Source organism: endosymbiont of Galathealinum brachiosum, from assembly GCA_003349885.1.
Taxonomy (GTDB): domain Bacteria; phylum Pseudomonadota; class Gammaproteobacteria; order SZUA-229; family SZUA-229; genus SZUA-229.
Genome location: QFXC01000011.1, coordinates 573,277 through 587,986, shown reverse-complemented (window position 1 = coordinate 587,986; position 14,710 = coordinate 573,277). Strand labels below are relative to the sequence as shown.

Annotated in this window: 12 protein-coding genes; 5 read left to right on the top strand and 7 right to left on the bottom strand. The window is 37.8% G+C overall.

Translation table 11 applies throughout. The annotated features are described in order from the left end of the window. Positions 1-38 precede the first annotated feature (38 nt). On the bottom strand, positions 39-3,590 hold the full coding sequence (locus DIZ80_11100) for a hypothetical protein (GenBank protein ID RDH82813.1): 3,552 nt from the start codon (positions 3,588-3,590) through the stop codon (positions 39-41). Positions 3,591-3,593: 3 nt separating this feature from the next. Further along, on the bottom strand, positions 3,594-4,622 hold the full coding sequence (locus DIZ80_11095) for a hypothetical protein (GenBank protein ID RDH82812.1): 1,029 nt from the start codon (positions 4,620-4,622) through the stop codon (positions 3,594-3,596). A 229-nt stretch (positions 4,623-4,851) separates the two neighbouring features. Between DIZ80_11095 and DIZ80_11090 the strand changes: the two genes are divergently transcribed. The 3 genes from DIZ80_11090 (at position 4,852) to ntrC (ending at position 8,180) form a co-directional block, all read left to right on the top strand. Then, entirely contained in the window at positions 4,852-5,406 is a 555-nt protein-coding gene (locus DIZ80_11090; protein RDH82811.1) for a hypothetical protein, read from the top strand. Positions 5,407-5,658: 252 nt separating this feature from the next. After that, entirely contained in the window at positions 5,659-6,783 is a 1,125-nt protein-coding gene (locus DIZ80_11085; GenBank protein ID RDH82810.1) for a nitrogen regulation protein NR(II), read from the top strand. Then, the gene (ntrC, locus tag DIZ80_11080) at positions 6,780-8,180 is read left to right on the top strand and encodes a nitrogen regulation protein NR(I) (protein ID RDH82809.1); all 1,401 of its coding nucleotides are present in this window, start codon (positions 6,780-6,782) and stop codon (positions 8,178-8,180) included. Before DIZ80_11085 ends, ntrC begins: the two co-directional genes overlap by 4 nt. Before the next feature lie 77 nt (positions 8,181-8,257). On the opposite strand, the gene DIZ80_11075 is transcribed toward ntrC, so the two are convergent. After that, positions 8,258-8,809 carry a prepilin-type cleavage/methylation domain-containing protein gene (locus tag DIZ80_11075; GenBank protein ID RDH82808.1) on the bottom strand — a complete coding sequence of 184 codons (552 nt, stop codon included), beginning with the start codon at positions 8,807-8,809 and terminating at the stop codon, positions 8,258-8,260. A gap of 181 nt (positions 8,810-8,990) precedes the next feature. On the opposite strand from DIZ80_11075, the gene DIZ80_11070 reads away from it, so the two are divergent. Then, positions 8,991-10,700, top strand: a complete 1,710-nt coding sequence (locus DIZ80_11070; GenBank protein RDH82807.1) for a hypothetical protein — start codon at positions 8,991-8,993, stop codon at positions 10,698-10,700. A 49-nt stretch (positions 10,701-10,749) separates the two neighbouring features. On the opposite strand, the gene DIZ80_11065 is transcribed toward DIZ80_11070, so the two are convergent. Then, on the bottom strand, positions 10,750-10,956 hold the full coding sequence (locus tag DIZ80_11065) for a DUF465 domain-containing protein (protein RDH82806.1): 207 nt from the start codon (positions 10,954-10,956) through the stop codon (positions 10,750-10,752). A gap of 172 nt (positions 10,957-11,128) precedes the next feature. Here DIZ80_11065 and DIZ80_11060 point away from each other — a divergent pair, with 172 nt between their 5' ends. Then, positions 11,129-12,517, top strand: coding sequence for an MBL fold metallo-hydrolase (locus tag DIZ80_11060; protein RDH82805.1), 1,389 nt, complete (start codon positions 11,129-11,131; stop codon positions 12,515-12,517). Positions 12,518-12,524: 7 nt separating this feature from the next. On the opposite strand, the gene msrB is transcribed toward DIZ80_11060, so the two are convergent. The 3 genes from msrB to DIZ80_11045 form a co-directional block, all read right to left on the bottom strand. Further along, the gene (gene msrB, locus DIZ80_11055) at positions 12,525-12,923 is read right to left on the bottom strand and encodes a peptide-methionine (R)-S-oxide reductase (GenBank protein RDH82804.1); all 399 of its coding nucleotides are present in this window, start codon (positions 12,921-12,923) and stop codon (positions 12,525-12,527) included. A gap of 54 nt (positions 12,924-12,977) precedes the next feature. Continuing rightward, positions 12,978-13,421 carry a sulfurtransferase gene (locus tag DIZ80_11050; protein RDH83156.1) on the bottom strand — a complete coding sequence of 148 codons (444 nt, stop codon included), beginning with the start codon at positions 13,419-13,421 and terminating at the stop codon, positions 12,978-12,980. A gap of 92 nt (positions 13,422-13,513) precedes the next feature. After that, a complete protein-coding gene (locus tag DIZ80_11045) occupies positions 13,514-14,671 on the bottom strand; it encodes a hypothetical protein (GenBank protein RDH82803.1) in 1,158 nt (385 codons plus the stop codon). Positions 14,672-14,710: the final 39 nt, after the last annotated feature.

Here is a 14,710-nt window from a genome sequence, read left to right as displayed (position 1 = left end):
TTTTTTATTCTCTTTTTTACCAAAACAAAACTTCTCTATTATTTTATTTCATTATCCAAAATCTGATTTAGTTTATTTTCTTTACCTTCAAAATAAGCTGCCATTGCTTTATCTTCATGCATGATATGACCAACCAACCAGTCAGATAAGAATATTAATAATTCGTCCTCTGTCAGTTCTTCATTATCAAACAACACAATCTGCTGTTTGATATCTTCTAATAACTCCTGATGAATTTTCTGATGCTGGCTCATACCTGGATAACCACATACCTTCATCAACTCTTCTTCTCTTTTGCAGTGGTGTTCGGTATATTCAACAAGCTCATCTAAAACAGAACGACTTTTTTTCTCATCCAGCCTGCAACTCTCCATAGCTTCTGCACAACGATTGAATAATGAAAATAGTTTTTTATGATCATTGTCTATTTGCGGCAACCCTACACTCAATTGTTCATTCCACTCAACTGATTTAAAATGATCTTTTTCTACAGATAATTTTCCTGTATTTCTTTTAACACTGATTTTTTTACTATCTAATAATGATCTTATTTTTTGTAACAGATTTTGTGAGTTAAATGGTTTTCTCAATAGCTCGCTCTGCAGCGTAGCATCAACATCATCACTATTACGCTTATCAGTAAAACCACTGGCTAACTGTATTTTTATATCAGGATATTTTTTTTGCACAATTTCAGCAAGTTCAAATCCGTTCATTTCTGGCATAATTACATCAGATAACATTAAATCAACATGCTCTGTTTGAAGAATTTCAAGCGCCTGTTTCGCATTTTCCGCAGAAAACACTTTATAGTTTTTCATGCTTAACATTTCACAGCTTAACTCTAGCAACGACACCTCATCATCAACAACTAAAATTGTTTCATTGCCTCTAGATTCTGACTCTTTAATTTTTTCTATAATTATTTTTTTATTATCACTTTCCTGATATCGAGGAAAATAAAATACGAATTTCGTACCATTTCCCAGCTCAGTGTATACTTTTATCGCACCTTTATTCTGACTAACAAAACCATAAACCTGACTTAAACCCAAACCCGTTCCTTTTTCTCCTTTTGTTGTAAAAAAGGGATCAAATATTTTTTCTTTTGTTACCTCATCCATACCACAACCGGTATCACTTATACTTAACCTGACATATTCTCCTTCATTTTGTAAGCCTACTAATTTTGCATCAACACTATTTACATATTCATTATTACTCTGAATAGTTAATACTCCATTACCTTCTATTGCATGCATTGCATTTATTGTCACATTAAGCACGACATCTTCCATATCATCACTACTTAACCAGACTGGCCATAAATCCCCTTGTAAATCAAACTTAAGCTTAACTCGTACCGTCAATGTCTTTTCCAACATATGCTGCATATCATTCAACAATTCATTGATATCCACACATTGGGCATCTATATTTTTCTGTCTGGAAAAACTCAGTAATTTTTTAGTTAATTTTGCACCTCGCATTCCTGCTTTATTTATTCGGCTAACATAACCTGCAAGTTTAGGCTGATCAATCAGCGCACCTTCCAATAGTTCGGCATAACCCAAAACCACACCTAGCATATTATTATAATCGTGCGCTATACCGCCTGTTAACTTACCAAGCGCATCCATTTTTTGACTGCGTCGCAATGATTCTTCCATCCCCACCTGCTCTGTTATATCTTCTGCAATTCCTGCTATACGAACCACTTTTCCATCCTGATCGTGAATAGGGTATGCCCTGGCTTTTATCCATAAAATTTTTCCATCTTTTGTTTGTATACGATAATTTTTAAATTCTACATACTCACCAATGTTATTTATATCCTGAGGAATATCTGCAATCACCTGGTCTCGATCTTCAGGGTACACGGCTTCTAACCACAAACGAGGATTCTGATATAAACCTTCAGCACTCTGGCCCCATACTTTTTCATAAGCAGGACTAATATAAAAAACCTTATGCCAGTCAGGTGATCCAATCCAGAAAACTTCATTAACATTTTCAGCTAACTGACTAAACCGCTCCTCGCTTTCAACACTTGATTTACGTAATTTATACTGCTCTGTGACATCGTTAAACACCAGCACCATGCCGAGAATTTTTCCATTTTCATTGCGTATAGGCGCAGCGGAATCTGCTATTTGATATTCGCTACCGTCTTTGGAAATTAGTGTAGTGTGATCACTAAGATGTACTGTTTCCCCCGTTGTCAGCACTTTATCAACCGGGTTATCTATAGGCTCACGGGTTGTTTCATTTACTATGGAAAATATTGACTTTATAAACCGACCATATGCACCAGTAATCGACCAGCCTGTCAGTCGTTCTGCTACCGGATTCATACGTGTAACAAAACCATTAGCATCACAGGCAATTACCGCATCACCAATGCTATTTAATGTGATTAACAGATCCTGTTCACTCTCCTGCAATGAAATCTCAGCAACCTGCCTTGCTTTTGTCATATTTGTGATTCTGTAGATCATATCATCTAGTTCATGCACGCCTGTTGGTTCCAGCTTATAATCATAATCACCTCTCGCCACATGATCGATTGCTTCTCGAGCATGTTGAATTGGGACTAACGTTGTCTTTACAAGACGCATAATAAGCCAAATAAAAATTACCATTGCAACTAACGTTACTAAAAACAATTCAAGTAATGACTTCCAGATTGGATTAATAATATTTGATTCAATAACTTCAGATACCAGCGTCCAGTTTAAGGAAGGTATGTTAGTTAATGTTCCATATACCGGTTGATCGGTAACACCAATATATGAAATATCCGTAGGCCATTCAGCACCTATTAATGCCGTACGTACGATTGGTATGTATGTCATCAATTCACCATGTTTTTTTTCACTGCCTTCTATACCCGTAATCAGAACACCACGTCGATCTAGAATGTAATCTCGTGTAACCTCACTTCCCAGACCATGCTCAGAATACTTATGCCGTTTATCTAGCAGTAAAAACTCTTCCACACCTAACTCCAGTATCAACACCCCGATAACAGGCATACCGACAGACACAGCTATTTTAAAAACCGTTTCATCAGGATGATGCATTAGTGAACTAATATAGGTTCGACCTAGTGATGGAATAACAAATTCAGGTAACTCTTTGACGTTTTCAAAACCCCAATGTTTAAGAACAGTACTCTTCTCTTCTTCAGATAATATTTTATTACCTGAATAATTTAAACCAGGATCAATTGCTGCAATAACTTCACCCTGCATTGATAACAACATAATCCCATGCACTGCAGATTCACGCTCTATAACTAATTCCATTAAAGAGCTTATCTGTTTTATATTTTCCGGGTTATCAGGTGTGCTCGCTAAAAAAGAGAGGGGGTCACTTCTATTTCTTAACAGAGTTTTAAATCGTCTTATTTCAGATTCAATTAGATTTTTTAAATGTTCGTTAGCCATACGCTCTATTTTTAGAGCACTTTTTAATTCATGTTTATATAATGTTGATCCGTACCAGACCATAACAATCACAACTGGCACAATCACTGCCACTAAAACTATAAACGTCCATATCTGTCTAAGTGATAATTTTATCTTCATTTCTTATTTTGTTCGCATCCTCTGTTCTGCATTTATCGCAAAACTCATATCAAAATAATCGTTGATTAATTTTTCTGGAACCTCTGACCAGAGTTTCATTTCTACCAGTTTTTCGGCCATAGATTTAATATCATTTTCATTTGCAACCATATTTGTATAGGTTATCCAGTCAGGTGGTGTCGTCAGAACTTTTTCAAATACCTCTGCCTGCGCACCTGTATAATCCTCTCCCATTACCGCTGCTTCATGGGCATTGTTTTCAATAAACTCACCTGCCTTAACAAGCTGGTTAACCAGCTCCTGTAATTTATCAGGCTGGTCATTTATAAAACTATCTGAAGCAAGAAACACGTGATCCATATGATCCTTCCAGATCTGCGGTGATATACTTGCCATCCAGCCAATACCCAGACTTATTGATCGATTACCCTCAGGCTCACCAACAACAAAGCCGTCAATCTCACCATTACGTAAAGAATTAATCATATCTCTTGGCGGCATAGCTAATACTTTTATATTTTCTTCAGGTATCGAATTTTGTTTTAATATCAGATGTAACAAGACGTGATGCTGCGAATATATATGTGGCACTGCTATAATTGCTTTCTGTTTTTTCAGGTATTCAATCGTTTTGATTTTTTTCGACAGAACAAAGCCATTACCATTACGATCCGCCATAAGCACAATTTTACCCGGGAACCCTTGATGAATAAGATTCATAGCAAGAGGTGATAAAATAAATGTGCCCGCAAGTTTGCCGGATTTCATATCGACAATTACATCTTTCCAGTCATGATTCTGAACTGTATGTAATTTAAATGTTTTAAGTTTATGCTGGTATTTTTTCTCTACTACCGCCAAAGGCAGATGACCGCCACAAATTAATCGTCCGATATTAACTACATCAATCACTTGCTCAGACTGGCTTGATTTTGATACATCTGATGTTGAATCACACCCTGAGACTAATAGACAGACTGCTACTAAATGACTCAACATACTGATTTTGTAAGACTTAAATTTATTTTTCATTTAAAGTGCCTTTATAAATATCATTCCTTTTAAGACATCTACTCTTATCGCATACACTATCAATTATTCGTTACAAAAATGAGAAGTGTAAATAAGTACCTAATACTAAATAATAGACTAATACTCGTGGTTATATCTTTAGCCTGAAGACTTTCACATCTTCTGACACAGCCAACCTGCTCACAGTAAACTCTTTGCACAGCTGACTAAAACCCTCTACTATATTCCTATGAATAAATTAATATTATTGATCACCCCTGTACTCCTTACCTTCAATACATCTAATACACTTGCCGAAATGTATAAATGGGTCGATCAGGAAGGAAATATCAGCTACTCGGACCAACCGCCATTCAAAGGCGCTGAAACTCTGGATACCCCTGCATTAACGACAATGCCTTCCACTAGTACTCCTGAAAATAATTCGACCGCTCCTCAAGTAGAAGATGACGCTAAAGAAGAGGTTACTAAGTATTCTTACCTTAAAATCACTTCACCTGAAAATGATGGGACTATAAGAAATAACGAAGGAAATTTTTCTATCTCGATTACCGTTAAACCACCTTTAAACACCAGTCAGGGGCATTACTTTAGCGTGAGCATGGATGGGAACACAGTGCATAATAAACTCACGACTTCATCAACAAGTATGAAAAATATTGATAGAGGTACGCACAAACTCAGTGTTTCAGTTAAAAACAAAAAGGGCAAAACCCTACGTAAGTCAAAAGTGACCACTATTCATCTGCACCGTCAGAGCGCTATAAGAAAACAGCCCAGATAGTCTGAATATAAACATCTAAATAAACTTTTCCTCCCGTATAAATGTCACACAACATATGGCGCACCAATATGGTGCGCTATTTTATTATTTGAGCTATCATATACAAATGCACATAAAATACAGCTACTCATAAGACATATTAGTCACTGTATAGTTTTCACAACCAATTGATTTATAATGTTTTATTAAACAACCATCTGTCATTTTGATACATCGAATGCAATTGGTTCATTTCTTGCAACTCTACATATTATGGTCGATAAAAATAATTCTAATACAAACTACCAACGGAATATTCTTGATAACCTAAGTACAGCAGTCGTACTACTAAATTCAAGCCTTATTATCGAATACATAAATCCGGCCAGCGAAAATCTCTTTCAAATATCAAAAAGACAGGCAGCAGGCTCACAGTTAAATAAAGTTATGCACGTCGATGATGATTTTATTGATCGTCTGCACGATGCCATTATAAATTTTCACCCTGTCACTGAACATGAAGCCGCTATTTCTTTACCTGGCGGCCGTGAAATCATTATTGATTACCACCTCAACCCGCTCCAGTTAGCGGATCAGGAAATACAGTTAATACTTGAAATTTCACATATGGATAGACACATTCGCATTGCCCGGGAAGAAAAATTACTCAGCGAGCAAAGCGCTACACGAAGTCTGGTGCGCGGGATGGCACATGAAATTAAAAACCCACTTGGTGGATTACGTGGTGCTGCCCAGTTACTTGAACGAGAATTACCCAGTACAGAACTAAAAGAATACACTCAAATTATTATTGGCGAAGCAGATCGCTTGCAATCATTAGTCGATCGTATGTTAGGCCCTAACAATGTACCCAAAAAGCACAATGTAAATATTCACCAGATACTGGAACATGTTCGTCAATTAATTCAGGTTGAATTAGCTGAAGATGCACATGTCTATTTTAAACTGGACTATGACCCAAGCCTGCCAGATATTATGGCGGACTCTGACATGATGATTCAGACCGTATTGAATATTACACGTAATGCGGTACAGGCGTTAAACGGAAATGGGGAAATCACTTTTAAAACCCGACCACTACGTAACTTTACTATTGGCCATACTCATCACCGTCTGGTGCTGCAAACTGACATTATTGATAATGGCCCGGGCATTCCCGAAGAGATACAGGAACAAATATTTTATCCCATGATCACAGGGCGACCTGAAGGAACAGGTTTAGGTTTATCAATTGCACAGTCACTCATTAATCAACATGGTGGACTGATCAAAATGAGCAGCCGCCCCGGTGAAACTATTTTTACAATTTATTTACCCTTATCAGTTGCTTCTCAGGATCATAAAAATGGAAAGAAACAAATTGGAGAACATAAATGAGCGAGCATAATGTATGGGTTATAGATGACGACCCTTCCATTCGCTGGGTGCTTGAAAAAGCATTGAAATCTGCAGACTTTATAGTAAGTAGTTTTGAAACCGCTGATGCTGCACTGGAATATTTAAACAATTCCAAACCCGATGTCATCATTACTGATATCCGCATGCCCGGTATGGATGGCATCGAATTTCTAAGCATCTTAAACGAAAAACACCCTGAAATTCCGGCCATTATCATGACGGCTCATTCAGATCTTGATAGTGCTGTTTCTGCCTATCAGGGTGGCGCTTTTGAGTACCTGCCTAAACCTTTTGATATTGATGATGCTGTAGATTTAACCCAACGCGCCTGCAAAAAAAGTGATGAGTATGCAAATAAAAACACATCTCAGGAAATTGGCTCACCAGATATTATTGGTGAAGCCCCTTCTATGCAGGAAGTATTTAGGGCAATTGGTCGTTTATCAAAGTCCAATATCACCGTTCTGATAAATGGTGAATCAGGCACAGGAAAAGAACTGGTAGCAAGTGCATTACATAAACATAGCCCCCGAGCAAACCATCCGTTTATTGCCATTAATACAGCCGCTATCCCTAAGGACTTATTAGAGTCAGAATTATTCGGGCACGAACGTGGCGCGTTTACAGGCGCGACATCTCAGCGTAGAGGTCGATTTGAACAGGCAGATGGCGGCACCCTGTTTCTCGATGAAATCGGTGATATGCCTGCAGATTTACAAACACGGTTGTTAAGGGTCCTGGCTGATGGACAGTTTTATCGTGTTGGTGGGCATACTCCGGTTAAATCTAATGTTCGAATTATTACTGCGACCCACCAGGATTTACAACAACGGGTTAAAGAAGGCCTGTTTCGAGAAGACCTTTTTCACCGTCTCAATGTTATTCGCATCCAGATTCCACCATTGCGCGAACGCAAAGAAGACATTCCTGCATTGTTACACTTATTTTTACAGCAGGCTGCTGAAGAAATTCAGGTAGAAGCCAAAATACTGCTCAGTGATGTTGAGGCTTATTTATCCAGCCTTGACTGGCCGGGCAATGTAAGACAACTGGAAAACAGCTGTCGCTGGATTACAGTTATGGCTTCTGGCCGTGAAATACATATGTCTGATCTGCCTCCCGAGCTTTCTCCTGAAAGTGTTAGCCCAATGGACAGACCTTCTCAAAACTGGGAGGACGGACTACTAAGCTGGGCTGAGGCTCAATTAAATATGGGAAAAGAAGATATTCTAGCTGAGATTCAGCCAAGATTTGAACAGATACTCATTGATGCCGCACTGGCTAAAACCGGAGGCAAACGTCAGGAGGCAGCCAAGTTGCTTGGCTGGGGACGAAACACCTTAACCCGCAAAATCAAAGAACTTGGTATGGAATAGAGTTTTTTATATTATAAACATCAAACAAAAAAGGCCTGCTAATGCAGGCCTTTTAAGTGCTAATTTACAGTGTGCGCTTAAAGCTTTTTACAAACTTCCAGATTGGTAACATTCTGATCATAAGTAACAGAGTTAACAGTTTGTCTAAACTCACCGGTATTACCATTACCGTCATCAACCTGTCTGTCTATAATTTCAGCTGTTTTACCTGGCATATTTAACATGCAGATTACTGTGCCCGTTAAACCTGCACCATTTTGCTGAACTCGAATAATACCACCAAATGCATGAGTGGGATTAGTAGTACCCGTGCCTGAAACCAGACCAGATGCTCTTAAGTGCTCCCAAACGTCAGGTTGCTCTCCGGCATCAATAAGGCCATCGCCGTCACCACTTACAACTGCACCACCCCAACGCGCTGCTGCATTTGGATCATCGCCCGGGAATGAAGAATAACGATCAAGATATGAAAATGTTGCTGCTGAAATACCGTTATAGTCATTAGAAATACGCTTGATCTTAGCATTGGTCATCATTTCCTGACCTTTTAATACCCCACCCAATAACAAACCGATAATAACAAGTACAATGGCTATTTCGATTAATGTGAAACCTGATTGTCTTTTCATGATTCTTTCTCCAGAAAGATTTTATAATTAAAATAATGCTTTGATGGATATATTGCACAGCCCATGCCATAAATATATAGCACATATATTTCAATAACTTAGCTAATAAAGGTGATTTTTTGCATTAATTTATGTTGATATTTCGACAATTTAAAGATAGCTTCTGTTGAAATATCAACAAATGACAATGTTTCAACAATATATGTTTAATAAACCTAATATTTACAGAGTCACCACCAGCACCCGGTTTGAGTTTATTAACCTTGGGTTAATGCTGTTATTGCTACACCTGGCATTACACCAACCAACGGAAAACAGCCCTCTTGTTTCAGCACTTCTACTCGCACACATTGGTTTTTTTCTACTCTGGCAACCCGCCTTAAATGCGACTGAAGAAATACACCTAAAGACATTAATACCTGTTTTACTCCTAAACATAGCGCTGTATTTGCTTCTCGGTGACTGGTTTATCGCGCTATGGATCATTTTATTAATTGGCTTAACTAGCGGAAGCGCTCTTGTTAATGGCTTTCAACGAACCCTATATGCGCTTTCAGCTGTAATTTTATTTCTACAACTTAGCCTTATACTGACACCTCGCTTATTTCATTTAAATGTACTTGATCATGAACTCGAACAAATTATTTTTTATGTTTTATTGTTTGCCTGTGCTTTACTTATTTTATGGCCTTGTAAAAAAGTTCGTTCTGTCAAAATTGATTACCTACACAGTATTTTAATCAGTTTTGGGTTATTTAGCTTTTATGTCACCAGCATATTAATTAGCTTTACTTCAAACATTCACTATCTCCAGTCATTACTAATTACGGCATTATCCATTGGTGTTTTCTTTATTATTCTGAGTCTTATATGGTTACCCAGACATGGTCTTGCCGGCATAGGACAAATATGGGAACAACACATTTTAAATATCGGCAATCCATTTGAAAACTGGGTTAAACATACATCATTGCTGGGGCAGAATAAAAAAATAACACCTGATTTATATCTCGAAAATAGCATTAAACAATTATTAACTCTCTCCTGGGTAAGCGGCGTTAAATGGTCAGACAATAAAAGCGAGAACCTTTACGGTGAGGTAAGTGCACAACAAACATTATTTGAAGATAATGGAATCAGGATGATTCTATATAGCCATATTCCTATGGGCTCAGCTTTAAAAATTCATGCGCAATTACTTATGCATTTAATGAGTTATTTTTATAATTCAAAATTACGTGAAATAACGCTTAAAAACCAGACACATTTAAAAGCGGTTTATGAAACCGGATCAAAACTAACACACGATATTAAAAACATTTTACAGTCTCTACAGGCATTAACTGGTGTTGTGCATGCCGCAGATGATCCGGCTGAAAGCCATCAACTTATTAGCAAACAACTACCTATATTATCTCAACGTTTACAAAACACACTTGATAAATTACAGACTAAAACTGACACTGGTAAAAGCTTCAAACAAATGGATGTCTGGTGGACAGAACTTCAAAGCCGATATCATGGACGTGATATTCAGTTTGTTGGAGAAACAGATCAAAATACCTCTATCGATACTGATGTCTTTGATACTGTTCTTGAAAATCTGCTTGAAAACGCCAGAAACAAACGCCGCACAAGACCAGAAACTGAAATTACTACCACCATCAAACTTGAAAAAGGCCAACCAGTTATAACGGTCTATGATGATGGTGACCCTGTCCCCGTCTCAAAAACAAACGTATTATTTAAACAAATATTGCCATCTAAAGATGGATATGGAATTGGTCTATATCAGTCTGCACAACTAGCTGAAAGAAATGGGTATCAATTACAACTGATTCATAATGAACCGTCTAATGTCTGCTTTCAGCTGTCCAGCTCAAAAATATAATATATTGCTGGAAAACTTTTAATTTTATATCAGGTTATTGCAATCTGATTCAGGCAATAATATTTGGTATTAACCGATCTTCAATTTTCACAATTAACTCTTTCAATACTAACTTACGTTTTTTCAAGCGCTGGATTTGCATTTGATCCAGACCACCTGTCATATGAAAGCGATGTATTACATCATCTAGATCACGATGCTCAAGGAGTAACTCATCTAATTTCTTACGCAATAACTCTTGATCCAGATCAGACATAATAAACCCATGCAATGGTCTTTCGTGAATAGTATACCGAAACGGCCATTCATTATAGACCCGATTGTAACTACCGGGCAATGCAATACACAACAAAACTTGAAGTAAGGCCATTTTATGCCACACTTAATATATCTTCTTCTGTTGCGATTACGAGCTCTTCAGGTTAATTATGAATATTACATTCCTAGGTGCAACACAGTACGTTACAGGCTCATGCCACCTTATACAGATTAATGACCATAAAATATTACTGGATTGCGGGCTTATTCAGGGCGATTACGAACAGGCCCAGAAAAACTATGATGACTTTCCTTTTAATCCCGCATCAATTGATGCTGTAATTTTAAGTCATGCTCATCTTGACCATAGCGGGAAACTCCCTTTATTAATAGAGAGAGGATTTAAAGGTGAAATATTCGCTCACCCTGCAACAATAGATTTATGCGAAGTTTTACTTGAGGATGCGGGTTATTTAAATGAACGGGGTGCATTCTGGGAAAATAAAAAACGTGAACGTCAGGGATTAGAATTAGTCGAGCCGTTATACACACAACAGCAAGCACGTAATTGCTTACGGTTTTTCAAGCCTGTCCCCTATACTCATAAAACCACTTTAATGTCCGGTGTAACGCTTGAATTTCACGATGCCGGGCATATTTTAGGTTCATGTATAGTTGAGCTTGATCTCAATGAAAATAATCATTCAAAGAAAGTTGTTTTTAGCGGTGACCTTGGACATGCCGGAGCTCCAATACTAAAAGATCCGACCTGCCTGACTAAAGCCGATATTGTTTTAATGGAAAGCACTTATGGAGACCGCCTACACAGAAACTGGGACGATACCTGGGAAGAGTTAGGATCAACTATACGCAATGCTCATAGCCAGCGAGGTAACATATTAATTCCCGCTTTTACAGTCGGGCGTACTCAGGAATTATTATACTGCTTTAATAAGCATTATGATGACTGGCAACTCGACAACTGGAAAATTTTTCTGGATAGCCCGATGGCAATAAAATCCACAAATATCTACTCAAAATACTCTTCTATATACGAGGATGATGCACGTAAAGATGCACAAAACTGTGGCAATCCTTTAAATCTACCTAATCTAACAATGACCTCATCCACTGAAGATTCAATGGCTTTAAATCGCATTCAATCTGGTGCGATCATTATAGCCGGTAGCGGCATGTGCACAGGTGGTCGAATCAAACATCACTTAAAACATAATTTATGGCGCCATCAAAGCCATGTAATTATTGTCGGTTTTCAGGCTAGAAATACACCGGGAAGGTCATTGGTTGATGGCGCAGAATGGTTAACACTATGGGGTGAAAAAATCAGAATAAATGCAAAAGTAACAACGCCTGGAGGTTTATCAGCTCATGCCGATCAACAGGGACTGATTGACTGGTATAAAAATTTTAAAAATCGCCCACAATTAGTACTGGTTCATGGTGAGCCTGAGGCTCAAAAAATACTTGCCGAAAAATTAAATACAGATTTAAATATAAAACCCGTTATAGCTGAATATAATCAGTGTATTGAATTATAGTTTTCTTCTATTCTTTCTCTGACTTAAAATCCATACACACCGAATTTATACAGTAGCGCAAGCCAGTTGGCCTTGGGCCATCCTCAAATACATGACCAAGGTGTGCGTCACATTCTGCACATCTGACCTCTACACGTTCTATACCCAGCGAAACATCTCGTATTTCAGTTATACTTGAGTCACTAACCGGCTGCCAGAAACTTGGCCAGCCACTTCCTGAGTCATATTTTTCATGGGAAGTAAATAATGGCGCATTACAACAGATACAATTATAGGTTCCTGTTTCTTTATTTTCGTAATACGCTCCACTAAACGGAGCTTCTGTTCCCTGCTCACGTGCCACTCGATAAGTTTCTTCATCGAGCTGTTTTTTCCATTGTTCTTTAGTTTTAGTTGTTTTAGTCATTTTAAAATTAATTTTTGGTTATTTAATTTATTATTACTGATTAGTTTCTATCGATTAACACTGTTCCCACGGAAAACCTCTGTATCTCCAGCCACCAGTTGAACTTCTATGATATTCAGAATCTCTATCACCTTCAAAACCTTCAGTAATATGACATACATTATGAAAGCCCGCTTCAAGAAGAACATTACCTGCATCAATTGAACGCTTCCCACTACGGCAAATCAAGATAATAGGGGGAGTACTTTCACCCTGATCACAAATACCACCTAACATTAACTGGCGTATTTCTTTTTCAAAATAAGGATTAACACACCAATCAGGTTCATCAATCCACGGAACATGTAACGCGCCCTTAGGGTGCCCAACAAATAAAAATTCCATATTAGATCGAATATCAATCAGCAATGCACTTGATTTCTGCTCGAGGATATCCACCGCTTCCTGAGGAGAAAGATGATTAAGACTTTCTAATTCTAGTTGTTTTAATTCTTTCATATTTAATTGTTTCAGCATTTAATGCTATTAAAGTATGTTTCTGTAATTGTCAGGTCTATTAACTCTAAAAATAGCTATACATAAAACTATAATCAGGTTTTTAGCTTCCTTAATTCCTGAAATACAGCTTTAAAAACTGTCACCCATTTTTCACTAAACTGGGTTCCTTCATTTTGCCCAAGCTCTATAGCGGCTCGAAGCAATGGTCTTTTTAATAATGTAGCATGTACACGTTCATGTGTTCTCGCATCTACCGCATCAACTATAGCCAGTATTTTTGCACCATCACATATATCATTATCACTCAAACCATAAGGGTAACCGCAACCATCAACCTGTTCATGATGCTGCAATACAATAAATGACGCTTCACGCCAGGTTTTCATGTATCGCATTAATTCATAACCAACAATAGGATGCTGTTGAATCTGCACTCGTTGCCCTTCTGTTAATTCATCTTCACAATTAATAACTTCTAAAGGCAACAAAGCCATGCCTGCATCGTGCATATAGATTGCAGCAGCAAGCTGGTTGGGGTTTACTGGCCGGCCTGCATGGTCATTCATTTTAAGAGCCAGGCGTAACATACGATGAACCCGCCCACTCCAGTAATTGGCTCGCGTTTCTAAAGGTTCAGACAACGCTCGAAAGAAAATAAAATCATCACTTTCCTCAACTCCATATGCTGCAAGCTCTTCTACATCTGGCGTCTCTTTAGAAAATAGATTTACCAATGAATCATTATGAGAAATATTCGTTTCAATAATTTCCATACTTGGATCGAGCAATAATAAAGCATCCTTAATTACTGCGTTTCTACTGAGCTCATCCGCTGTACTAATGGCATCTATGCTTTCACAAATTCTTGGCATTCGTGTCACTATCACACAGCGATCTTCAGCATCAATCATTTTTTCCATTATAATTTTAATGTCATCAATGGCTACCAATATCAAATCACTTAACATTGATTCAAATGTCAGATTTTTTAATTTTATTTGCTGAAGCAGACCATTCAAACTAACTGTTAAAGGTTCAATTTTTTCAAGACCGACGTCTTTCAATGACTGCTGAATTAACTCAACACCCTGCTGTAACTCCTGAATTAATTCATCATCTTGTGGTGACATTTCCAGCATTAATAGCGATTGCTCTATTTGCTGTTGTGATGAAGAAAAATTGACAAAGAAACTCGCCAGCGCACTAGCACCGATAGCTTCCAGTTGATGTACTGAATTATTTTTAGACATTTAGCTCTCCCCCATTAAGACCATGTCTATTGGGTGCCG

What these genes read in the sequence shown, in the direction of transcription:
- DIZ80_11060 (RDH82805.1), top strand. Translation starts at nt 11,129, where the DNA reads ATGAATATTACATTCCTAGGTGCAACACAGTACGTTACAGGCTCATGC.
- DIZ80_11045 (RDH82803.1), bottom strand. Translation starts at nt 14,671, where the DNA reads ATGTCTAAAAATAATTCAGTACATCAACTGGAAGCTATCGGTGCTAGT.
- DIZ80_11085 (RDH82810.1), top strand. Translation starts at nt 5,659, where the DNA reads ATGGTCGATAAAAATAATTCTAATACAAACTACCAACGGAATATTCTT.
- DIZ80_11050 (RDH83156.1), bottom strand. Translation starts at nt 13,421, where the DNA reads ATGAAAGAATTAAAACAACTAGAATTAGAAAGTCTTAATCATCTTTCT.
- ntrC (RDH82809.1), top strand. Translation starts at nt 6,780, where the DNA reads ATGAGCGAGCATAATGTATGGGTTATAGATGACGACCCTTCCATTCGC.
- DIZ80_11095 (RDH82812.1), bottom strand. Translation starts at nt 4,622, where the DNA reads ATGAAAAATAAATTTAAGTCTTACAAAATCAGTATGTTGAGTCATTTA.
- DIZ80_11100 (RDH82813.1), bottom strand. Translation starts at nt 3,590, where the DNA reads ATGAAGATAAAATTATCACTTAGACAGATATGGACGTTTATAGTTTTA.
- DIZ80_11070 (RDH82807.1), top strand. Translation starts at nt 8,991, where the DNA reads ATGACAATGTTTCAACAATATATGTTTAATAAACCTAATATTTACAGA.
- DIZ80_11090 (RDH82811.1), top strand. Translation starts at nt 4,852, where the DNA reads ATGAATAAATTAATATTATTGATCACCCCTGTACTCCTTACCTTCAAT.
- DIZ80_11065 (RDH82806.1), bottom strand. Translation starts at nt 10,956, where the DNA reads ATGTCTGATCTGGATCAAGAGTTATTGCGTAAGAAATTAGATGAGTTA.
- DIZ80_11075 (RDH82808.1), bottom strand. Translation starts at nt 8,809, where the DNA reads ATGAAAAGACAATCAGGTTTCACATTAATCGAAATAGCCATTGTACTT.
- msrB (RDH82804.1), bottom strand. Translation starts at nt 12,923, where the DNA reads ATGACTAAAACAACTAAAACTAAAGAACAATGGAAAAAACAGCTCGAT.